The sequence below is a fragment of the Rhodococcus sp. NPDC059969 genome, assembly GCF_042738325.1.
In the GTDB taxonomy this organism is placed as follows: Bacteria; Actinomycetota; Actinomycetes; order Mycobacteriales; family Mycobacteriaceae; genus Rhodococcus_F.
Genome location: NZ_JBHWUF010000005.1, coordinates 118479 through 141330, shown reverse-complemented (window position 1 = coordinate 141330; position 22852 = coordinate 118479). Strand labels below are relative to the sequence as shown.

Below are 22852 nucleotides of genomic sequence, written 5' to 3'. Positions count from 1 at the left end.
GTGGAACGCCCCGGTATTCGTGTGCCGGGTCACGTCACAAACTGAAGAATCCACATGGGAGACGGCTCAGTGCGAAAGAAGAGTGCAGGAGAAAGTAGGACAACCTCCACGCCACCGTTGGCGATACGGAGTTGGCGACGATTCGTGGCCATCGCAGGGTTGCTGATTGTCGCTCTCGTGGCGATGATCGGTTGCAGTAGCGATTCGAACGACGAACCGACCAAGGCTGCAGAGCCCACGACCCGCGTGATCGAAACCGAGAAGGGTTCGGTCACCGTGCCCGCGTCGGCGGAGCGCATCGTGGTTCTGAGCGGCGGACTCGCCGGATACCTGTACGCCCTGGACGCACCGGTAGTGGCCACGGATACTCGCGTCCTCGGTGTCACCAACTTCGAGGGCGGATTCCCGCCGGCATGGTCGGATGCCGCAAAGGCGCAGGGCACCAAGGAATTGCCTGCCGGCGAGCAGCTCAACATCGAAGCCGTCGCGGCAGCTGAACCCGACCTGATCATCGGCGGTGGCCAGGGAATCACCTCTGTTCAGTCCGAGGAACTCTACGATCAGCTCACTGCTATCGCACCCACCGTCCTGGTCCCCAAGACGGTCGCCGCGTGGGACAAGCAGCTCGAGATCGTCGCCGACGCCGCTGGCCGTTCCGACCAGGTTCCGGCACTGATGAGCGCGTACGAGGACAAGGTCAAAGAGGTCAAGGGCAAGATCAAGGTTCCCGAGGGCAACGTCGTCTACTTCCTCTCGGTCTCGAGCAACAAGCCGTACCTCGTGCCACCGACGGCCGCGCTGCCCGCGATGCTCGCCGAGCTCGGTTTCAAGGCCGACGACGTCATGGCCAAGGCCGGCAACCCGCAGCTCTTCGGCTCGGGTGACTCGTTCGAGGTCAGCCCGGAACTGCTCTCGCAGGTCGCCGATGCGCCTGTCGCCTTTGTCATTCCGGTATCCGGTCGCCCGATGGCCGAGCTTGCCACCGATCCGCTTTACTCGCAGTTGCCGTCGTTCAAGGCAGGCACGACGTTCGAGCTCCCCGCCAGCAGCTACCGTCCTGACTACGACGGCGCAATGGCTACCCTCGACCTGATCGGCCAGACCTTCGCATGACTCGATTCGGTGGGCTGGTGATCGATGTTTCACCCTTGCGCACCAGCCGTCCCTTCAGGTACGCCTTTTCCGCACGATTGATCTCGCTGCTCGGGATCGGACTGCTCGTCGTAGCCGTCCCCGCGCAGACGTACCAGCTCACCGGGTCGACTTTGCAGGTTGCCGGAGTGTCCACGGCGATGGCCATCGCCATGTTCTTCGGCAGCCTGTTCGGCGGCGTGCTCGCTGATCGTTACGACCGGCGACGCACAATCCAGTTGGCCCGCAGTGCTGCGGGTCTCGGCTTTGTCATTCTCGGGTGCAATGCGCTTATGCCGCACCCGTCGATGTGGGTCATCTACGTCGCGGCCGCTGTCGACGGCTTGGCCGGCGGTGTCAGCAGCTCGGCCTTGATGGCTTTGATGCCGATGTTGTTGCCGCGCAACAAGATGGCTGCGGCCGGCGCGTTGGTAGCGCTGACCACCGACATCGGGACGATGATCTCGCCGGCAATCGCCGGCGTGATCATCGCCTCCGGCGGCATCCCCGCGACATACTTTGTTGCCGCGGTGGCCACCGCAGCAACTGTCACGTTGTTCCAAGCCATCGGCCCTTCCCCTGCGCCGGGCACGAGTCACGAAAGCCCGATGCGCGCTCTCGTGACCGGCGTGAAATTCGCCGGCACGCACACAGTCATTCGCGGCATCCTGATCAGCGGACTGTTGGTCATGTTCGTCAGCGGACCGATGGTGCTGCTGCCGGCATTCGTCGACCAGGTTCTCGGCGGCGGACCCACCATGCTCGGTCTGCTCTACGGCGCACCCGCTGTCGGCGCTGTGATCGGTTCACTTACCAGTGGTTGGACGGGACGGGTCCACCACAACGGCGCCGCCATGTTGATCTCTGTTGCGCTGATGCCTCTCGGCCTGGTGGTACTGGGTGCGTCGGGAGCAGCGATCGTATCGTTCCTGGGCCTGGCCGGCTTCGGCCTTGGCCGCGCACTCAACGACATTCTGAGATTTGCAGTCCTTCAACAGAACACGCCGGACGAATTGCGCGGACGCGTGTCCAGTCTGTGGGTGGTGCAAGCCGTCACGGGTACGGCGATCGGTTCGATGGCAGCCGGGTTCCTCGGGCAGTGGCTCGAGCCTGGCGCTGCGCTGCTGGCCTTGGGTCTCGCCGGTCTGACATTGGGCCTGCTGCTCCTGGCAGCATTGGGTTCGGTGCGCCGGGTAACTTCGGAGATCAACGAAGTCGATCACTCCGAAAACACTGTGCCGGTGGGGAATGCTCCGCCGGAAAAGGAAGGTAGTTCATGAACCGAGGAGACCACCTCGCGACCATCGCCGAAGTTCTGGCGGGAACCACCGGCGCAAAAGTGCCGTACCCAATCGGTATTCGCGAACTCGAAGTTGTTCGCAGCGAAATGGTCGGGACAGGACTGTTGCGTCTGACCTTGGGTGGACCGGAGTTGGCGGGCTTCGAATCGCACGCTCCCGACGAGCATGTCCGCCTGGTCTACCCGGATGCAGACGGAACTTTGCGACTGCCCGAACGAGACGGATTCAGCCTGAAATGGCCTCGTCCGCTGCCGATTTCGCGTGAGTACACCGTCCGTCGCTACGACGCCGAAGCAGGAGAGTTGGACCTCGATTTCGCGCTCCACGAAGGTGGGTACGCCTCTGACTGGGCTCAGGCCGCAACGATCGGCACTCGGGTGCACGTGGCCGGGCCGCCCGGCGGCGTCGTGGTTCCGTGGACGTACGACCGCTACCTGCTCGCCGGCGACATCACCGCCCTTCCTGCCATTGCTCGTTGGCTCGAGATGATGCCCGCTGCTGCAGCTGGGTGGGTGTTCGTCGAGATCACCGACCCTTCGCAGGAAATCGAACTCACCGTTCCGGAAGGCGTCGAGGTGCGATGGCTGCACCGCGGCGACGTCCCAGCCGGTCACTCGGATCTGCTCGAGCAGGCAGTGCGGACGGTCACCGTCCCCGAGGGCAAACGCGTCTACGCCTGGATCTCCGGTGAGGCCACCAGTCTCAAGCCGATACGCAGATTCGTGCGCGACGAACTCGGCCTGAGTTCGGGCGACCACCTGATCACGGGCTACTGGAAGCGCGGAGTCGCGGACTTCGACGAGGACGACGACGACCACTGAACATCGGTTGACGCCGGTTTCGGCATCGTCACCGCGACAACGAGTCCGACAATCGCAACGATTGCCGCTACTCCGAAAGCCGTGGCGAATGCCGAGTGCTGGGGAAGGCCGCCTGACGATGTCGCGCCCGCGATGATCCCGGCGGCAATCTGGGTTCCGACGGCGGAACCCAACGATCTGGCGATTGTGATGATCGCCGTGGTGACACCGACTCGGTCTGCCGGTGCGCTGTCGGCGGAGATGACGAACACTGCCGTCGACGCGGCGGCAACGCCGGTACCCGCCAGGATCAGCACCACAACGATCTGCCACATTGTCGTTGCAAAGACGCCGACGGCGCCGCTGAGGCCGAGGAAGGCAACTCCCGCTACTGCAACGGCTTTCGTACCCACACGTTGTGCCAACTTTCCGGAGATCACCGAGGCGATCACCGCTGCGCCGTAGCCGATGCACAGCAGGAATCCGATGGCACTGGTCGACGCGCCGCGGCCGAATCCGCTCTCCTCCGGTACGGCGAGTTGTTGCGGAAGTAGATAGACGACTGCGCCGTAGGTGAACCCGAAAACCACGCCGACGACCACAGCGCTCCACATCGAACGATGCCGCATCATCGTCAGGTCGACCATCGGCTCGTGTGTCCGGCTCTGATACCTGGCCCAGATCGAGAACACCGCAGCGGCAGCGAGAACAAGCAGCATCGACGTCGGTGCGCCCCACCCGTTGCTCGACGCGCTCGCCAGCCATGCTGTCAGCGTCAGCAACCCCAGGGCCAATCCGGCCGCTCCCGGCCAATCGAGTCGGCCGCCGATGTTCGAGTTGTGATCCCGTGGTGTGCTCACGGCAAAAGCAAGAGCGCCGAGGAGGACGAAGGCGGTCGGCACTGCGTACATCGCTGTGCGGGAGATGTTTTCGGCTACCGGTCCCGCCAGCACGACTCCCAGAGCCCCGCCCGCGACGACGACGGCACCGAGCAATCCGGTAGCAGTTTTCAGTTGTTCCGAGGACAGAGTGCGTCGCAGGACCACGAAGCTCACGGGCAACAACCCGAGCCCAAATCCCTGGAGAAACTGGCCGAGGACAAATAGCGGGAAGATCGTTGCGAGAGCGGACACACTGCCGCCGAGGACGACGATGGTCGTGATCGCGAGCAACGTGGGACGGGCGCCGTAAACGTCGGCTATTCGGCCGGCCATCGGCGTGACGAGAACGGTGCTCAACGTCAGAGCGACGGATGCCAACGCCCCGACGTCGGCACTCACCCCGAAGTCCCTCTGTACCAGGGGGAGTGCGGGGACGATGATGCTTTCGAGAGCGGCGACCGCAGCGATCAGCAATGTCAGGCTGGCAATTGTTGCTACCGGTCGCTGCCGATTTCCGGAGTTGCTCTCAGTGGTCATCGGGCTCTCTTTCGATCGGGGAGTGAGGAGCTTCTGGACGCGACGAAGCGCCACCCCACCAAGAGTCCGGAAGGGTTGTGGCACTGGTTGTATCGGGCAGTGCAGTAGAGCCTCTTGTTATTTCGTTACGCGTATCGTTATTGTGGAGAAATGTAGTCGGAGTCAGCGCACAAAGCAAGAGTCGAATGGGGCGGAAGTGGCGCCAGGTATCGCGAGACCACGACGGGCGAAGTTCGCCGTCGCCGTCGGCCAGTGTCAGGTGATGTGACGATCGGGCCTATTTCTCGACAAGCATGACGCTGGTCACCAAAATGATTCTGCGAGCAGGGAGTTCATCTGCCGGACACATCCAAGGTCCCCGTTTGAATGCCGGGTTTGTTAGCTTTCTGCCTGTGACGCGACGTCACGGAAAGTTCACGAATTACGGAGGATCACCATGGGTTCCATTTCGACGATCATCGGCATCTTCGAGCTCTACAAGCTTCTCGAGCCGCTGCTGAGCTCGCTGAGCTGATTCAGGTGTGAGATCCGCTGTCGAGCCGGGGCGCCGAGGGACTCGGCTCGACAGCGGACGTCGACGATTCGGCCGCGATCAGGATCCGTGGAACGGATGTCGGCACCGGCAGAATTCCATCGCTCCGGTGTAGTGGTCCATTACCAGTATTTCTGCGCACCGAGCGGGCTGCGGTGCGAGCCTGAGGCAGCGCTCGATCCATCCGCGCTCCAGCGAAGGGGCGGGATGTGTGCAGTTCGTGCATCGACCGGGACGTTCTGCGACACGAACGGAACCATAGTGCTCCGGGGGCATGCAAGCATCTTGGTGGTGCGAGGTTTCAACGACAATGGTTCCGCTCGAGCGGAAGCAATGTCACGAAAGCGCCGGCGGCGACGTGCGAGGACCGAGAATGGCTTGCCTGCGCTCCTGGCTACCTGACGATCCGAATGCACACTGCGTTCTTCGGTGTAGCTGGGAATACTGCGCCGACACTCGGTCTTTCAAGCGTCGATCATGTGGTGGTAACCGCGAACAGAATCCGATCCGGTTCGCGTTGCATGCGGGTGATCGCGACGCGGCCGCCGACCCATGCACCAAGGGCGCCAATCGCAACAGCAACAGGGACGGCGCAATAGTTCACCGGGGTCGGCAGCAGCGCTCCGAGTAGCACCCCGGGCGCCGTTGTCGCGGCGAAGATGACGATGGCGAGGATGATCAGTCCGAAGGACGAGCCGTTGAAGGACCCGCGGGTATTGAGGGAGAACGTCTTCTTCATCTCCGGAACCGGGTAGGGGGCCTTGGCGGATATCATTACTGCCAGCCCTGCGCCGACTCCGATCATCGAAATGCCGACGGCGATCGGCACGGCCAGTCGGTCTGTCCCGAGGTCTCCGAAGACGCGTACGGCCGTCGTCGCGACGACCGCGAAGGGTGTCATCACGATTACCCAGGCGATTTGTCGGCCCCGAACGTCAGCGGCAGCGGCTTCGGGGATCATCACCAGATGCCACATCGATGCGCCGTCGAATCCGTACAGATTCGATCCCGCCGCCATCGCCAGGTAGATCACGAACCACGCACCCCATGCGGCGGAGAACGGAATCGACGGCGAGACCAGCGGCCCGAAGCCGGAAAGCAGCGTCATGATGGCGACGGAGAGCAGTTGCGTTCGTCGGCGCATATCTCCGCGCCAGAGCGAAAGCTCGCGGGAGATCACGGTGCCCAGTCGGGATGCGCGCCAACCGGTTCGAATGTCACGCCCCTCGTTCTTCAATTGTACGGAGGTGGCGCCCGCTGATTCTGCGACCTTCCCGTTGAAGTAGCGAACGACCAGGCGTTGCCATGACCACAGCAGTGCGAGATCGACCAGCACCAGGGCGAGTAGCGCTCCGGCGGCGAGGAGCCAGGCACCACCTGCTGCTGCGTCGACACTGGTGATTCCCCACGCGAACGGTATCGAATGCGCGACCGTGAGCGGCCACGTGACATCGCCGTCCACGACCGTGCCGAGTCGACTCTGCAGCGGAAACTGCAGCAGATACAGCCCGCCGAAGAACGCGCTGAAGGCCAACAGTGCCAGTTCGCGACTGCGCCGGCTCCGTAGGAGCTGCGACATCGTCAGCGTCGCGACACGTGAGGTTCCGACCATAAGCAGGACCGTTGCGGGCCACGCGACAATGGCCAGGGGCAGTGCGGCAGAGTGGTGCGTCGCTGCATAGATCGGTATCGCTGCGGCAGCCAACGCGGTAATCGGCACTGGCATGCCGATCAACGAAGTTGCGAACAGTGCTCTGGCGAGTCGGGCAGGTTCCAGGGGGAGTAGTTGGAAATGTCGTGGGTGCAGATTGTCGTCCGAGAGACCGGACATGATCGGCATCAAGATCCACATCACGCCGATAGCGGACAGTGCGAGACTGGTTGTGCCGCCGACGAGTTCGGGAGCATCGCCGCTCGTTCCCGACGCTCGCAGGCACAGCAGCGTTGCCCCCAGAACCCCGAACAGCGCTGCAATGACTTTGAGTACAGCTCTTCCGCCGGTGAACTGGCGTTTGTAGAGGGTCACGCGCATTCGAAGGATCGTGCGCCACACAGAGGCCGACGTGTTCCGGTGCGTCGGTGAAAAGCTGGTGGTGGTCATGCGCGCATCCAGGACAGTCCGTCCGGATTGGGACTGCGGCTACCGACAAGGCGAACGAATGCCTCGTCTAGTGTGTTGTCGCCGCGCACCTCGTCGACCGTTCCTGACGCCACTACACGACCGTCTGCGATGACTCCGATGTGAGTACACAGTTGTTCGACAAGGGCCATAACGTGACTGGAAAGAATGACCGAGCCGCCCGAGTGGACGAACGAGAGCAGAATGCTCCGAATTCCGGCCGAAGAAATGGGGTCGACAGCTTCGAACGGCTCATCCAGGACCAGCAGGCGAGGACCGTGCAACAATGCCGAGGCCAACCCGATCTTCTTCGTCATGCCCGCTGAATAGTCGGCGATGACCGTTCCACCTGCATCGGCAAGGTCGAGAGCGGCCAACAATTCGTCTCGTCGCGACGCGATGACGTCCTCTGGCATGCCGCGCAGGCGTCCGAAATAGGTGAGCAGTTCGTGACCGGTGAACTGGGCGGGCAGGGCCAAACCGTCGGGTAGAACGCCGAGCAGACTCTTCGCTGCCACAGCGTCGTTCCACACGTCGTAGCCGTACACCAGGCTGCGACCGTAGTGCGGGCGGAGCAATCCGACAGCCATCGACAGTGTGGTCGTCTTTCCCGCTCCATTCGGCCCCACCAGGCCGAACAACGAACCTGAGGGCACCGCGAGGGAAAGGTCGTTCACAGCAACTTTCGCGCCGAACGCCATGCAGAGGTGTTCCACCTGCAAAGCCATCGGTCCGGGAGGTAACTGTCCTGTCTCGGGGAGAGGGTGCATCGATCGAGGGTAACTGTCCGGAGTGCTCTGCGCGGAGACGGAGGGAGTGATGCAGGCTGCGTGCATCGAATGTCATTGGTAGGGGGCTGGTTGCGTCATGAGGCGCTGGTTCACAAGGGGAGCGGATGGCAGGAGTCGAACCTGCGTGGACGGTTTTGCAGACCGCTGCCTTGCCTCTCGGCCACACCCGCATTGATCCAATTGTGTTCGTAGTGAACAACAATCGCCATGATTGCGATCAGGGTGAGTTGATCGCAGCGTGACGGGTTGCAGGCCGGAAGGCAATTGCCGGGCTAGAAGCGCGAGAACACCGCGACGAGGAATTCGGAATTGTCCTTGAACGGGCGCAGATCCCACGTGGAGAGCAGCAGATCAGCCTCGAGGCCACTCGCGGCCGCGTCGGCGAGAAACTCGGGGAACTCGTAGCCACGGCCGGCCCCGAATCCGATAACCACTCGGCCGCTCGGAGCGAGATGACGAGCGAATCCCGCCAGTACTGCTTGCCTGGTGGACGGGGCGAGAAATGCCATCACGTTGCCTGCCGACACGATGACGTCGAAATCTGCCTCGACACCGCGGGCCGGCAGATCGAGTTCGGCGAGATCGCCGACAAGCCACGTCGGGCCGGAATGGTCCTCCTCCGCGGCAGCGATGAGAACCGGGTCGACATCGACTCCGACAACCACGTGACCGACGTCGTGCAGGTAACCGCCGAGTCGGCCCGGCCCGCACCCTGCATCGAGAACCCGACCCCCGCGTCCGAGCATCGCGTCGATCAAACGTGCTTCCCCGACAATGTCCTTGCCGTCCGCTCTCATGGAACGGAAACGCTCGACATATCGTGTGGAATGCGTCGAGTCGGCTGCAGTGATCTCTTCCCACTGGCTGGGGGTGCGCTCGTTCGGGGCCTGTGCAGTCATCTTCCGAGGGTACCGACAGCTCACCTGGTGCCGACGACCGTCCCGTCTGCGGCATATCCGACGAGGGTTGGTCGCGGGAAGGTGAGCGTCAATGGAATCCAACCGTAGAAGCGGTCTTCGGCAAGAACAGTCGGATAGATCTTGCCGTCAGCGGTGTGGAGTTCGGCCCGAACGGCTCCTCCCGCCCCTGCGTCGTAGGTTGCCTCGTGCGGACCGGCAACCATGATGCCGGCTCCGCCTCCGAATGAATCTGCGCCGTAAAAGTCATCGCTAGATCTGCAGCCGTGTCCGAGGCTGATGAATTTCGACGGTCCAACCTTGTCGACGTCGGCTGACGCCTCGAAAACCGGGGCGACGCACCTCCATCCGTCCGCGCCGTGGGCAACGAAGACGCTGAACAGAGATCCGTCAGGTCCGGGGATGGACCCGACCCGCTCGGCGGTGGACGGATCGATTCCGCCGTTGGTTCCCGGCATGGTCTGCCAACCCGAGTACATGTCGGTGAACGGTTTCGGCATCATCACCGTGGCAGCAGTGCAGCCCGCCACTCCCGCAGCGCAGATCGCTGCGACGAGAACGATGACACTGACTCGGCGGCGCGGAGCTTTGGTTGCCCCAATGTTGTTTTCGGTAGCCATAATTCGGGTGCGGGCGGCAGTTTGGACGTTCGCGGGCCAGAATTCGGCGGAAACCGTATCGGTCGGCCGCAGCTTCTCGAGCGTGGTCAGCAGATCTTTGCTCATGGGGTACTCCCGTGTTCAGCGGCAGCGCAAGGTCGGGCGGTGTTCATCGGGATTACGGAGACGGATTCTGAAGTCAACCCGGCGCGCAATCGACGCCGAGCGCGAAAGAGACGAACATGCATGGCCGGAACCGAACACCCGGAGACCCGCGCGGCTTCGGTGGCGGTCAATCCGTCCCAGGCAGTTAGGAGCAGGGCTTCACGTTCGGTGACGGTGAGTGTTGCCAGTGCTTCGAGCAGTTCCGTGCGTTCGGTGACAGTGACGTCGGCGCCCGGCGTCGATGCCGCAATCTGCTCGATGCGTCCCATCTTCTCGGTGAGCGCGTCAAGGCGCCGAACGCTGCGACGGTTGTTGTTCACGGTGTTTCGAGCCACCACCAACAGCCACGGCAGTGCCTGCTCGGGCACTTCGTCCAAGCGTCGCCAGGCTACGAGGAATGTCTCGGCGACAACTTCCTGCGCGCTGTGATGATCGACGTGGCGGTAGGTGTACGCGAACACACGATCGGCGTAGGCGTCCCACAGGGCATTGAACCGCTCTTCGTCTCTCGGCGGCGGCTGTTCCTCGGATTTCGGGGTCATATGAAGAGATGTCCAGCTGGTTGCTGATCCTTACAGTCTCTGAGCTAATGGACGGTTTGTCGTATTACTCCGGCCGAGAACTCCGACTGTCAGAAGCAACAGAGCGAGGATGTACAGCGTCATGATCCAGATGCCCGCAGCGGCAGGCTGCCACCTGTTGGCCTGACCGAGCAGGATGAGGGCGTCGGAGACGAGGAAGAGAGCGCCGCCGATACCGGTGATCGTGTTGTACGCCAGTGCGGTTGATGCAGTTCCCACCAGGATTGCGGCGTACACGGGGACAGCAATTCGAAGTTCAGGTTCGAGACCGGTCCAGGTGTACGACACAAGAGCGATTCCAGCGACGGTGTAAGCGCACAGAAACCATGGCCGCCTTCGTATCTCCCGAAGAGCGCCGCTTGAGAGAAAGAATCGGATGAAGCAGAGGTGACCGATCGCGAAGGCTGCCATCCCGATGACAAACGTGCTCTCCCAGATCAGGAACAAATCTCCGAAAGCACAGGCAATCAGTGCCGCAGCCACAATTCGAGGTCCGCGGCGGGCGACAACCCAGGCAGCCAGAATCGGAGCGAGCATGACCTTGGTGATCCCGTCCCAGGGCGCAGCATCAGCGGCATTGAGGATCAGATGGACAATCGCTACCGCTGAAAACCCCACGAACCATGGCGACCGGATGGTGCTCGGCAGTCCGGCGTCCCAATCAGATTCACGCATCGGCTCAGTGTAGGAAGTCCGCTGCACGCTCGGCGAGGTCGAGCGCCGGCTGGGGGAGTATGCCGAGGATGAGCGTGACACCGGCGCCGAGGCCGATCACACTGCTGGTCAGTGCACTCGGCACCACGACGGTCGGAGCGTCTGCGGCCGATTCGGTGAAGAACATCAACACGATCACTCGCACGTAGAAGTACGCGGCGATCGCGCTGCACAGGACGCCGACGATCACGAGAGGTGCGGCACCACCCTCGGCGGCCGCGCTGAACACGGCGAACTTTCCGATGAACCCACTGGTCAACGGGATCCCGGCGAAAGCCAACAGGAACAGTGCAAACACAACCCCGACCAGCGGTGAGCGCCGGCCCAATCCGGCCCAGCGCGAGAGCGTCGCGACCTCACCGTCTGCGTCCCGAACCAGACTCACGACTGCGAACGCGCCCACTGTGCTGAATCCGTAAGCCAGAAGGTAGAACATCGCCGAGGCCAGGCCGGCGTCCGAATCCGCAACCACAGCGGTCAGAATGAATCCGGTGTGCGCGATGGCCGAATACGCGAGCATCCGCTTCATGTCGGTCTGCGTCACAGCGACGATCGATCCGACAACCATGGTGAGTATCGCGACCGCCCACATCAGTGGACGCCAGTTCACGTATTCGTTGGGCAGAGCCACATAGAAGACACGAAGGATGGCACCGAATGCGGCGATCTTGGTCGCGGTCGCCATGAAACTGGTGATCGGCGTCGGCGCCCCTTGATAGACGTCGGGAATCCACGAATGGAACGGCACCGCACCGACTTTGAACAACAATCCCACGGCCACGAGTGCTGTCCCGAGCCACAGGAAGGCATCGGTACCCGACCCGATGCGTGCTGCGTCGGCGATACCGGAGAGTGTGACCGTCCCGGCATAGCCGTACAGCAACGCGATTCCGAAAACGAAGAACGCCGACGAAAATGCTCCGAGGAGAAAGTACTTGAGCGCAGCTTCCTGGGAGAGCAGACGACGTCGACGTGCCAGACCGCACAGGAGATACAGAGGCAGTGAGAAAACTTCGAGCGCAACGAACATCGTCAGTAGATCGTTCGAAGCGGGAAAGAGGAGCATGCCGCCGACCGCGAAGAGCGTGAGCGGAAAGACCTCGGTCTGGGCGATACCGACTTTGACCGCTTCTTGTTCCGCAACACTTCCCGGGACGCTCGACGCTTGAGGGGTGAAACTGCCGAGCGCGTCGTGTTGCGCGATCACCTCGGCGGTGTTGCCCGAGCCTCGCTCGGCGACCAGCAGTACTGCGGGGATCGACACGAGAAGGATCGTGGCCTGCAGGAAAAGGGTCGGACCGTCGACCGCTACAGAACCCATCATCGCCGTCGACCGCGTGCCGGCGAGCAGAAGCACTGCCACGAATGCGGCCGCCAAGCCTGCGACACCGAGGACGAGTTGCACGGGGTATCGAAAACGCCGGGGTGCAAATGCCTCGATGAGAACGCCCACAATCGCAACACCGAACACGATCAACATCGGCGAGAGCAGGCTGTATTCGACACTGGGTGACGCCGTGCCGGCTGAGCCGAGGACGGTCACGTCGTTGAAGGAACTCATTTGTGGGCACCTCCTTCGTGGTCGGCGACGAGCGGGGTCGGCGCCTCGTCGACCGCTGTGTGACTCACTGCAGGAGTGATGACGTCCAAGGCAGGCTTGGGGTAGATGCCCAGTAGCAGCAGGAGAGCGATCAGAGGGGCGACCACCACGAGTTCGCGTCGAGCGAGGTCGCGGATCGTTCCCTGCCCTTCCTTCACGGGTCCGCCCATCATGCGCTGATAGAGCCAGAGGATGTAGATCGCGGACAGCACGAGCGCGGCGGTGGCTGCGATAGCGGCCACGTGGTAGCGCGAGTACGTTCCGATCAGCACCAGGAACTCACTGATGAACGGAGCCAGACCCGGCAGCGACAGCGTTGCCAACCCCGCAACGAGGAATGTGCCTGCCAGGACGGGTGCGACTTTCTGGACGCCGCCGTACGCTGCGATCGATCGAGTACCTCGCTGTGAGACGAGGAATCCCGCGATCAAGAACAGTGCCGCAGTGGAGACTCCGTGATTGACCATGTACAGCGCGGAACCCGCCTGGCTCTGGCTGGTCATCGCGAAGATTCCGAGAATGATGAAGCCGAAGTGTGAGATCGACGTGTAGGCGATCAGTCTCATCACGTCTGTTTGCGCGATCGCCAGTATCGCCCCGTAGACGATCCCGATCACGGCGAGCGTGATGATCCACGGTGCAAAAGTCGACGACGACTCCGGGAACAGTTGAAGGCAGTACCGAATCATCGCGAAGGTGCCCACCTTGTCCACGACCGCCATCATCAACACCGCTGTCGACGGAGTCGACTCCACCGCGGAGTCGGGCAACCAACTGTGCAACGGCCAGAGAGGTGCTTTCACCGCGAACGCGAACATGAATCCGAGGAACAAGGCGTTGAGCACCCCGGGGCCCACGCCGAGTTCACCGCTGCTTGCCGCTGAGGCGATCGCCCGGAAGTCGAAAGTACCGCTGGTGAAGGGACTCTCGTCGCGAGTGGTGACCACGTACAGACCGATGACGGCAGCGAGCATGACCAGGCCACCGAGGAGGTTGTAGAGCAGAAACTTCACGGCGGCGCGAGATCTACCCACTCCACCGAACCCGCCGATGAGGAAATACATCGGTATCAGCATCGCCTCGAAGAAAATGTAGAACAAGAGAATGTCCAAGGCGCTGAACGAAATCATCACCATGGACTCGACAACAAGGATCAGGGCGAAGTAGGTGTGCGGCATTCTCTTGGGTGATGCCGGGTCTGCCGGGACGTCATTCCAGCCCGCGATCAGAAGTAATGGAACCAGCACGGCGGTGAGAAGAACCAGAACGAGAGCGATCCCGTCGAGTCCAAGTGTGTAGCTGGTACCGAAAGCCGGTATCCAGCTGTGGCTTTCGACAAACTGAAATTGTTCGCCGCCGCGGTCGAACGCAACTCCGAGAACGGCGGCGACCACCAGGACCGCCACGGACACAGTCAACGCGAGAGACTTGGCAAATTGGTACGACCGTGCCGGTAGGGCGAGGACTACACCCGCTCCGATGAGCGGAAGCAGCCAGAGCACCGTCAGCGCAGGGAAGCCGGCATTTGTCACAGAGTCGCTCACCGCCGCTTCGATCACCACAGTGTCACCGCCATCATTGTCGCGACCACGAGTGTTGCTCCGACAAACATCACCAGCGCGTACGAGCGAACAAACCCGGTCTGTAGCTTCCGCGTGAGCGCAGACAACCCGGTGACTACCACCGCAAAGCTGCCCACCACGCCGCCTATTCCCTTGGTGTCGACCACTTCCAACGACTTGGTGAGTTGTCGACCGGGCTTCATGAACACCGCCTCGTTGAAGGCATCGCCGTAGAGATCGTGGCGAGCCGCAACGGTCAACGGGGAGGCCGGAGTCGGCGGCGCGAGTGGAATCTCGCGGGTGGCGTACTCGCGGTAAGCAATCGCGACGCCCGCGGCAACTGCGAGCAGCGCCAGCGCGGTGATGGACCATGCTGGTATGGGCGGTTCGACGTGATGGGAGCCGACTACCGGTTCGAGCCAGTTCTGCAAGCTGGACCCGATGGTCAGGAGCATGCCGGCCCCGACGGACCCCACCGCCAAGATGATCATCGGAGATGTCATCACCGCGGGAGATTCGTGAGGTTTCTGGTCTTCCCAGCGGGCCTTCCCGAAGAAGGTCATCAGCATCACACGGCTCATGTAGAAGGCAGTGAGCGCTGCGCCTAACAGGGTGACAAGGCCCAGCACGACACCCTTCACGCCGCCCTCGCCGATCGCAACTTCGATGATCTTGTCCTTGGAGAAGAACCCTGCGAACGGCGGAACACCGATGATGGCAAGGTAACCGAGTCCGAAGGTGACAAAAGTCAGTGGCATGAACGCTCGGAGTCCGCCGTAGCGCCGCATGTCGGTTTCGTCGTTCATCGCGTGCATCACCGAACCTGCGCCGAGGAACAGACCCGCCTTGAAGAATCCGTGGGTGATGAGGTGCAAAATCGCGAAGGCATACCCGGCCGGCCCGAGACCCGCGGCCAGGACCATGTATCCGATCTGACTCATGGTCGATGCGGCGAGCGCTTTCTTGATGTCGTCTTTCGCGCAGCCGATGATCGCACCGAACAAGAGCGTCACTGCACCGACGATGACAACCACGTGCTGAGCGTCGGGTGCGAGATCGAAGATCGGATTCGAGCGCACGATCAGGTACACACCGGCAGTGACCATCGTGGCGGCGTGGATCAGCGCCGATACAGGGGTGGGGCCCTCCATCGCGTCGCCGAGCCACGACTGCAGCGGCACCTGCGCCGACTTCGCGCACGCAGCGAGGAGGAGCATCAGACCGATCGCTGTCAGGACACCTTCGCTTGCACCCGATGCGTCGCCGAAGACATTGCTGAACGAGAGCGATCCGAATGTGCTGAACATCAACATCATTGCGATCATCAAGCCGATGTCGCCGACACGATTGACGACAAATGCTTTCTTCGCCGCGGTCGCCGCCGATGGCTTGTGCTGCCAGAATCCGATGAGCAGGTACGACGCCAGACCGACGCCTTCCCAGCCGACGTAGAGTCCGAGGAAATTGTCGGCGAGCACCAGGAGCAGCATCGCTGCCAGGAATAGATTGAGGTACGCGAAGAACTTACGACGCTCGGGGTCGTGCGCCATGTAGCCGACGGAGTAGATGTGGATCAGCGAACCCACACCCGTGATGAGCAGGACGAAACACATCGACAGTTGGTCCAGCTGTAGTCCGAACTCGACTTGAAGACTGTCGACCGGGACCCAACTGATCAGGTGCTCGGTAACGGTGCGGTCGGCGGTGTCGCGGCCGAGCATCGCGATGAAAAATACTACTGCCACGACGAACGACGCGAGAGCCATGACGCAGGCGAGTAGGTGACCCCACGCGTTCGTGCGGCGACCGGCCAGCAAAAGAACAGCGGCGCCGCACAGCGGCAGGGCGGGGAGCAACCAGATGGCGGACGTGATTCCTCCTGACATGTCAGTACTTCAGCAGGTCTGCGTCGTCGACGGATACAGAACGCCGAGATCGGAAGATGATCATGATGATTGCCAGGCCGACGACGACTTCGGCTGCAGCGACCACCATCGTGAAGAAGGCGAAAATCTGGCCGTCGAGATTGCCGTGCATACGCGCGAAAGTCACGAACGCCAGATTGGCGGCGTTGAGCATCAGCTCGATGCACATGAACACCACGATGGCGTTGCGTCGCAGGAGGACTCCCGCAGCCCCGATGGTGAACAACAGGACCGACAGATACAGGTAGTTCTCGGGATTCATCGCGCAGACTCCTCACCGGTACTCGGATCCGGGGATCGTGGAGTGAGCGCACTGCTGACGGAGAGTGTCGAGAACGATCCGTCCGGCAACAAAGCCGGCATGTCCACCGCGTTGTGTCGTGCGTACACACCGGGGCTCGGGAGTGGAGTGGCCGAGCCTTTTTCGGGATTGTTCTCATCGCTGCCCAGGTACGCGAACCGTTGCTGCGAGAGTTCGCGTTGGCTGAGTGTGGCTCCGGTCTTCTCCCGATGCGCGAGCATCATGGCGCCGAGTGTCGCCGTGATCAGTAGTGCGCCCGTCAGTTCGAAGGCCCAGACGTAGCGGATGAAAATGAGATCGGCGAGTTCGTCGATGTTGCCCTGCTCGAGTCCGGTGAAGCCGGTGAAGCCCGAGATCGACGCATTACCGAGGCCACCGATGAGCAGCAGCCCGAATCCGACGCCGATCACGATCGCGCTGACTCGTTGTCCCCGTAGAGTTTCGATCAAGGAATCCGAAGAATCCACGCCCACCAGCATCAAGACGAACAAGAACAACATCATCACTGCGCCGGTGTAGACGACGATCTGGACGACGCCCAGGAACAGTGCACCCTGCACGATGTAGAACACGGCCAGGATGATCATCGTCGTTGCAAGGAAGAGTGCAGAATAGACGGCTTTGGGAGCGGCCACGACACCCAAAGCGCTGATCACCGCCAAGGTTCCGAGGATCCAGAACTGCACCGCTTCGCCGGTGGAGGTCGAAGTCATCGTTCCCTCCGCCAGGATCGTGGTCGTGACCGCCGCGATCATTTCTCGGTCTCCTGGCTCGGCTCCGGTTCGGGTGCTGCTTGCTCGGCAGCTGCTGCGATGTCGCCGCGGTAGTAGTCGTCCTGAGTTGTGCCGGGACGCAGCGCGTGTGGTGGTGCGGTCATGTCGGGCTTCAATGGTGCGAGGAGGCGGTCCTTCTCGTAGATCAACCCGGCTCGGTTGTCGTCGGTCATCTCGTACTCGTTGGTCATCGTGAGGGCCCGAGTGGGGCAAGCCTCGACGCAGAGGCCACAGCCGATGCACCGCAGGTAGTTGATCTGATACACCTGCCCGTAACGCTCACCTGGGGAGAACCGTTCTTCTTCGGTGTTGTCAGCGCCTTCGACGTAGATTGCGTCGGCGGGGCAGGCCCACGCACACAGCTCGCACCCGATGCACTTCTCGAGTCCGTCCGCATACCGGTTGAGTTGGTGGCGACCGTGATATCCGGGGGCGGTGGGGCGCTTCTCCTCCGGATAGAACTCTGTCTCGGGCTTCTTGAACATTGTCGAGAGCGTCACTCCGAAACCCGCGATAGGTCCGAGGAAATCAGGCATGGGAGTCCTCCGATGTGTCGGAAACATCTGTCCGCCGCGGCGGTGGCACGTTCTGACCCGGTAGTTTTCGGTCCGGCACCGTTTGACCAGACAGCGTTTGACCAGGTATGGGTGGAACCGGGAAGCCGCCCGACATCGCATCGAAAGGCCGGGTCCCCGAATCGGGCACCAACGCGGCGGTTCGGCGACGGCCCCGGTAGGTTCCGGCCAACACCATGAGCAGCGCAGCTCCGAGAACCAGTGCGACGCAGAGCAGTACGAGCCACGTGTTGTAACCCTCGTTGCGGAAGGCGCGAACAGTCGCGATCACCATCACCCACACCAAGGCTGCGGGGATGAGAATCTTCCAGCCGAGATTCATGAACTGGTCGTAGCGCAACCTCGGAAGGGTGCTGCGCAACCAGATGAATACGAAGAGGAAGCCCCACACCTTGGCGACAAACCACAGCACGGGCCACCATCCGGAATTGGCTCCGTCCCACAGGTTGAATGGGAATGGTGCATGCCACCCGCCCAGAAACAGCGTCGTGGCCAGAGCGGACACCGTCACCATGTTCACGTATTCGGCGAGCATGAACATCGCGAACTTGAGCGAGGAGTACTCGGTGTGGAACCCACCTACCAGTTCGCCCTCGGCCTCCGGAAGGTCGAAGGGCGCTCTGTTGGTTTCGCCGACCATCGCTGTCACGTAGATCAGGAAAGACGGCAGGAGGAGAAAGACGTACCAGGCACCTTGTTGGGCACTGACGATTCCGGACGTGGACATCGTTCCGGCGTAGAGGAAGACTGCGGCGAAGGACAGTCCCATCGCTACCTCGTAGGAGATGACCTGCGCGGTCGATCGAAGTGCGCCCAGTAGTGGATATGTCGATCCCGAGGACCAGCCGGCAAGCACGATGCCGTACACACCGATCGAGGTCACGGCGAGGATGTAGAGAACTCCGACCGGCAGATCGGTCAGTTGCAGGGGTGAAAGGGTTCCGAAGATCGACACCTGCGGACCGAACGGAATGACGGCAAAAGCCATGAACGCGGGCACGACTGCGATGACGGGCGCGAGGAGGTAAATCGGTTTGTCGGCTCCGGTAGGAGTGATGCCTTCCTTGAGGGCGAGTTTGATTCCGTCGGCGAGACTTTGGAGCATTCCGCGGGGGCCGACGCGGTTCGGTCCGACACGCATCTGCATACGCGCCATGACTTTTCGTTCCGCGTAGATCGCCACCAGCGGAGTGAGTACGAGGAACACGAAGATGGCGAGAGCCTTGCCGATCACCAACCACCACGGGTCGTGCCCGAACGCCGACAGGTCGACCGGAGCGGCGACGGTATCGGCGTTCGCGAAGTACTCGTAGCCAGTCATTGCGCCGTCACCTTCGCGATCCTCACCACGGACCCCACGGAGGCGCAGAGCGTTTCGTAGACGGTGCTACCCGGTGAATTGAGCGGCAACCAGACTGTTCGAGGCGGTAGCTCGGTGATCTCCAACGGCAATGTGACGACGCCGGATTCAGTCGATACGGCAACCTGATCGCCGCTCACGGCGTCGATCTCGGCCGCGGTCTCGGCCGACAAACGCACGAGCGGGGACCGTGCAGTACCCGCCAGGTTGGGCTCGCCGTCCTGCAAACGGCCGTTGTCGAGCAACATCCGCCAACTCGACAACACCGCCTCGCCTGGCGCCGGTGTGGGCACGGTGCCTACGGGTACCTGAGGTGAAGTGGGGCGCAATCCGGACCACACCCCGAGGCGGCGTATCTCTGCGCGCGCGGAAGCTGCGTCGGGCAAGCCCAGGTCGATACCCATCTCGGCTGCGATCGCGTGAAGGACGCGCTGATCTGGCATGACTCCTGTCGTTCTCAATGCGGTGTCGAACACGCGCTCGCGGCCTTCCCAATCGAGGAAGGTTCCGGGCTTCTCGGCGACCGGCGCCACCGGGAAGACGACGTCGGCGAGTTCGGTGATTTCGCTGTGACGGATCTCCAAACTCACCACGAACCCGGCGGCTTCGATCGCGGCTCGTGCCTTTGCCGGGTTCGGGAGATCACCCAACTCCACGCCGCCGACAAGTAGCGCCGCGGTCGACCGCCCTGAACCCAGGAGGCTGGAGACATCGCGACCGTCGGATGCCGGGACGGAGGCGCCCCACATCGATTCCACCTCTTGACGTGCCGCCGGGTCGGCAATGGGGCGTCCACCGGGAAGCAATCCCGGCAACGCGCCGGCCTCGACGGCGCCGCGATCACCAGCGCGGCGTGGGACCCAAGCCAAACAAGCTCCCGTCGCTTCGGCGAGACGTACCGCCGCCGAGAAGCCGCCCGCCACCTCACTGAGTCGTTCGCCCAGCAGGATCACTGCGCCGGGTTGTCGGAGGAGCTGACCATCCGCACTTCCAGGGCCTGCCAACGAATCCATCAGAGCTGCTTCACTTCCGGGAACGGTCCGAAGCAAAGCACCCCCCATCTTCTGCAGGCCTCGCGTGGCGAACGGCGCGCTGGCGAGCACTGTTGTCTTGCCGAAACGAGCGGCTTTGCGTAGCCGCAGGAAGATGATCGGTGACTCCTCCTCCGGCTCGAGAGCGACCAGCAACGCGGCCGGAGCTGATTCGAGATCTTGGTACGTCACCGACTCTTCGAGCGTGCGGCCCGCGACGTGAGCTGAGAGAAAGCTGGTCTCTTCGGCTGAGTGAGCGCGGATCCGGAAGTCGATATTGTTGGTAGCGAGAGCAACTCGCGCGAACTTGCTGTAGGCGTACGCGTCCTCCCGAGTCGAGCGTCCACCGACGAGTACGCCCGCGTCGCCGTGGGCCTGCGCGAAGGTTCGCGCAACGAGGTCGAGTGCCATGGGCCACGACGCCGGAATCAATTCGCCGTCAGCGTTGCGGATGAGGGGGGTGGTGATCCGATCGCCTTGGGTCGTGTACGTGAAAGCGAAACGTCCCTTGTCGCAATACCACTCCTCGTTGACGTCGGGGTCGTCCCCGGCGAGACGGCGAAGAACCTTGCCGCGACGGTGGTCGGTGCGCTGGGCACAACCGTCGGCGCAGTGCTCGCACACGCTGGGGCTGGACACCAGATCGAACGGTCGCGCCCGGAATCGGTATGCCGTGCTGGTGAGTGCACCGACTGGGCAAACCTGAATGGTGTTGCCCGAGAAATAGGACTCGAAAGGCTCGTTGGCGTAGATCCCGACCTGTTGAAGCGCACCGCGCTCGAGGAGATCGATGAACGGGTCGCCGGCGATCTGGCCCGAAAACCTTGTGCACCTGGCACAGAGGACGCAACGCTCGCGGTCGAGGAGGATCTCGGACGAGAGTGGGATGGGCTTGGGGTAAGTCCGTTTCTCCTCACCGAACCGCGATTCCGTGCGACCGGTCGACATCGCCTGGTTCTGGAGCGGGCACTCGCCGCCCTTGTCGCACACGGGGCAGTCCAACGGGTGGTTGATGAGCAGGAGTTCCATCACCCCCCGTTGCGCCTTCTCCGCCACCGGCGACGTGAGTTGCGTGGTGACGACCATTCCGTCCGCAACCGGTGTCGTGCAGGACGCCACCGGCTTGCGTTGACCTTCGACCTCCACGATGCACTGGCGGCACGCCCCGACCGGATCCAGAAGGGGATGATCGCAGAACCGCGGAATCTGGGTGCCGATCATCTCTGCAGCGCGAATGATCAACGTGCCCTTGGGAACCTGAAGTTCTCGGCCGTCGATAGTGAGGGTGACCAGATCAGCAGGCGGTGCCGTATCGGCCTTGGTAGCGTCGGCTGCAGTCATGAGACGAACGCTCCTGTCGCGAGAACGGACCGGCGAGGATCGAACGGGCATCCGTTGCCGTCGAAATGCGCGACGTATTCCTCGCGGAAGTAATTCAGGGAGGACATGATCGGGCTGGTCGCTCCATCACCTAACGCGCAGAAGGACTTTCCGAGGATCGTGTCGGAGATGTCGAGAAGTTTGGTGAGATCGGCTTCGGTTCCTGTTCCGCCTTCGAGTCGCCGCAGGATCTGCACCAGCCAGTACGTGCCTTCCCGGCACGGCGTGCACTTACCGCAGGATTCGTGGGCGTAGAACTCGGTCCATCGCAACACCGCGCGCACGATGCAGGTTGTGTCGTCGAATATCTGCAGTGCCTTGGTGCCCAGCATCGATCCCGCGGCGCCGACGCCCTCGTAGTCGAGTGGGACATCGAGGTGTTCCTCGGTGAAGATCGGTGTCGAGGATCCGCCGGGAGTCCAGAACTTGAGGGTGTGGCCGGCCCGAACGCCACCTGCGTAGTCGAGAAGCTCTCGCAAGGTGATGCCGAGCGGCGCCTCGTACTGGCCGGGCGTGGTGACATGACCCGAGAGCGAGTACAGCGTGAATCCCGGTGACTTCTCACTTCCCATCGACCGGAACCACTCCGGACCGCCGAGGACGATCGACGGAACACTTGCGATGGACTCGACGTTGTTGACGACGGTCGGGCAGGCGTAGAGGCCTGCGACAGCGGGGAACGGCGGCCGCAAGCGAGGCTGACCGCGCCGCCCCTCCAGGGAATCGAGAAGGGCTGTCTCCTCCCCACAGATATACGCGCCGGCTCCGGCGTGAACGACGAGATCCAGATCGAATCCCGAACCGAGGATGTTTCGGCCGAGATATCCGGCCGCGTAGGCCTCGGCCACAGCAGTCTGTAGGCGTCGCAGGACAGGGACTACCTCGCCCCTGACGTAGATGAACGCCTTGGCTGCTCGAATTGCGTACGCCGCGATGATCACTCCCTCCACCAACGTGTGGGGAGTCGCCATCATCAATGGCATGTCCTTGCATGTGCCAGGCTCGGACTCGTCGGCATTGACGACGAGGTAATGAGGTTTGCCGTCTCCGGGCGTGTCTTCGGAGACCTGCGGGATGAAGCTCCACTTGAGGCCCGTCGGGAAGCCGGCGCCACCGCGCCCGCGAAGGCCCGCGTCCTTGACCGTCTCGATCACGGCATCGGGGGAGCCGTCGAGTGCTGTGCGTAGGGCCTGGTAGCCGTCGTGACGAAGGTAGCTGTCGAGGGTCCACGAGTTCGGTTGATCCCAGTGACGACTCAGAACGGGGGCGAGTGTCAT

At 62.4% G+C, this 22852-nt stretch carries 19 protein-coding genes and 1 tRNA gene; 3 read left to right on the top strand and 17 right to left on the bottom strand.

Annotation, left to right across the window (positions count from 1 at the left end):
- Positions 1 to 54 precede the first annotated feature (54 nt).
- The 3 genes from ACFWAD_RS16465 to ACFWAD_RS16455 are packed head-to-tail and all read left to right on the top strand — an operon-like array spanning position 55 to position 3253.
- Positions 55 to 1113, top strand: a complete 1059-nt coding sequence (locus ACFWAD_RS16465) for a Fe2+-enterobactin ABC transporter substrate-binding protein (protein ID WP_378545594.1) — start codon at positions 55 to 57, stop codon at positions 1111 to 1113.
- Entirely contained in the window at positions 1110 to 2411 is a 1302-nt protein-coding gene (entS, locus tag ACFWAD_RS16460) for an enterobactin transporter EntS (protein WP_378545591.1), read from the top strand. Before ACFWAD_RS16465 ends, entS begins: the two co-directional genes overlap by 4 nt.
- A complete protein-coding gene (locus ACFWAD_RS16455) occupies positions 2408 to 3253 on the top strand; it encodes a siderophore-interacting protein (RefSeq protein ID WP_378545588.1) in 846 nt (281 codons plus the stop codon). The genes entS and ACFWAD_RS16455 overlap by 4 nt, the downstream gene beginning before the upstream one ends.
- Here ACFWAD_RS16455 and ACFWAD_RS16450 read toward each other — a convergent pair.
- The 17 genes from ACFWAD_RS16450 to nuoF all read right to left on the bottom strand — a co-directional run bounded on the left by ACFWAD_RS16450 (position 3202) and on the right by nuoF (position 22852).
- Positions 3202 to 4650 (bottom strand): MFS transporter, encoded by a 1449-nt coding sequence (locus tag ACFWAD_RS16450; protein ID WP_378545585.1) that lies wholly within the window; start codon positions 4648 to 4650, stop codon positions 3202 to 3204. The genes ACFWAD_RS16455 and ACFWAD_RS16450 overlap by 52 nt on opposite strands.
- A 1007-nt stretch (positions 4651 to 5657) precedes the next feature.
- The gene (locus ACFWAD_RS16445) at positions 5658 to 7283 is read right to left on the bottom strand and encodes an ABC transporter permease (RefSeq protein ID WP_378545582.1); all 1626 of its coding nucleotides are present in this window, start codon (positions 7281 to 7283) and stop codon (positions 5658 to 5660) included.
- Positions 7280 to 8071, bottom strand: a complete 792-nt coding sequence (locus tag ACFWAD_RS16440; protein WP_378545579.1) for an ABC transporter ATP-binding protein — start codon at positions 8069 to 8071, stop codon at positions 7280 to 7282. Before ACFWAD_RS16440 ends, ACFWAD_RS16445 begins: the two co-directional genes overlap by 4 nt.
- 120 nt (positions 8072 to 8191) lie before the next feature.
- Positions 8192 to 8262 (bottom strand) — tRNA-Cys (locus tag ACFWAD_RS16435).
- A 102-nt stretch (positions 8263 to 8364) separates the two neighbouring features.
- Positions 8365 to 8991, bottom strand: coding sequence for a class I SAM-dependent methyltransferase (locus ACFWAD_RS16430; RefSeq protein ID WP_378545576.1), 627 nt, complete (start codon positions 8989 to 8991; stop codon positions 8365 to 8367).
- Positions 8992 to 9011: 20 nt separating this feature from the next.
- On the bottom strand, positions 9012 to 9734 hold the full coding sequence (locus ACFWAD_RS16425) for a hypothetical protein (RefSeq protein ID WP_378545573.1): 723 nt from the start codon (positions 9732 to 9734) through the stop codon (positions 9012 to 9014).
- Positions 9731 to 10315, bottom strand: a complete 585-nt coding sequence (locus ACFWAD_RS16420; RefSeq protein ID WP_378545570.1) for an RNA polymerase sigma factor — start codon at positions 10313 to 10315, stop codon at positions 9731 to 9733. Before ACFWAD_RS16420 ends, ACFWAD_RS16425 begins: the two co-directional genes overlap by 4 nt.
- A gap of 30 nt (positions 10316 to 10345) precedes the next feature.
- The gene (locus ACFWAD_RS16415) at positions 10346 to 11029 is read right to left on the bottom strand and encodes a lysoplasmalogenase family protein (RefSeq protein ID WP_378545567.1); all 684 of its coding nucleotides are present in this window, start codon (positions 11027 to 11029) and stop codon (positions 10346 to 10348) included.
- 4 nt (positions 11030 to 11033) lie between these two features.
- Positions 11034 to 12629 (bottom strand): NADH-quinone oxidoreductase subunit NuoN, encoded by a 1596-nt coding sequence (gene nuoN / locus ACFWAD_RS16410; RefSeq protein ID WP_378545564.1) that lies wholly within the window; start codon positions 12627 to 12629, stop codon positions 11034 to 11036.
- Positions 12626 to 14230: an NADH-quinone oxidoreductase subunit M gene (locus tag ACFWAD_RS16405; protein ID WP_378545561.1), complete on the bottom strand. Its 1605-nt coding sequence runs from the start codon at positions 14228 to 14230 to the stop codon at positions 12626 to 12628. Before ACFWAD_RS16405 ends, nuoN begins: the two co-directional genes overlap by 4 nt.
- A complete protein-coding gene (nuoL, locus tag ACFWAD_RS16400; protein WP_378545558.1) occupies positions 14224 to 16116 on the bottom strand; it encodes an NADH-quinone oxidoreductase subunit L in 1893 nt (630 codons plus the stop codon). Before nuoL ends, ACFWAD_RS16405 begins: the two co-directional genes overlap by 7 nt.
- A gap of 1 nt (position 16117) precedes the next feature.
- Positions 16118 to 16417, bottom strand: coding sequence for an NADH-quinone oxidoreductase subunit NuoK (gene nuoK / locus ACFWAD_RS16395; RefSeq protein WP_003942238.1), 300 nt, complete (start codon positions 16415 to 16417; stop codon positions 16118 to 16120).
- Entirely contained in the window at positions 16414 to 17211 is a 798-nt protein-coding gene (locus ACFWAD_RS16390) for an NADH-quinone oxidoreductase subunit J (protein WP_378545555.1), read from the bottom strand. Before ACFWAD_RS16390 ends, nuoK begins: the two co-directional genes overlap by 4 nt.
- Positions 17208 to 17765: an NADH-quinone oxidoreductase subunit NuoI gene (nuoI, locus tag ACFWAD_RS16385; protein WP_378545552.1), complete on the bottom strand. Its 558-nt coding sequence runs from the start codon at positions 17763 to 17765 to the stop codon at positions 17208 to 17210. Before nuoI ends, ACFWAD_RS16390 begins: the two co-directional genes overlap by 4 nt.
- Complete coding sequence (gene nuoH, locus ACFWAD_RS16380; RefSeq protein WP_378545549.1) at positions 17758 to 19125, bottom strand: NADH-quinone oxidoreductase subunit NuoH; 1368 nt, start codon at positions 19123 to 19125, stop codon at positions 17758 to 17760. Before nuoH ends, nuoI begins: the two co-directional genes overlap by 8 nt.
- Positions 19122 to 21536, bottom strand: coding sequence for an NADH-quinone oxidoreductase subunit G (locus tag ACFWAD_RS16375; RefSeq protein WP_378545546.1), 2415 nt, complete (start codon positions 21534 to 21536; stop codon positions 19122 to 19124). The genes nuoH and ACFWAD_RS16375 overlap by 4 nt, the downstream gene beginning before the upstream one ends.
- A complete protein-coding gene (gene nuoF, locus ACFWAD_RS16370; protein ID WP_378545543.1) occupies positions 21533 to 22852 on the bottom strand; it encodes an NADH-quinone oxidoreductase subunit NuoF in 1320 nt (439 codons plus the stop codon). The genes ACFWAD_RS16375 and nuoF overlap by 4 nt, the downstream gene beginning before the upstream one ends.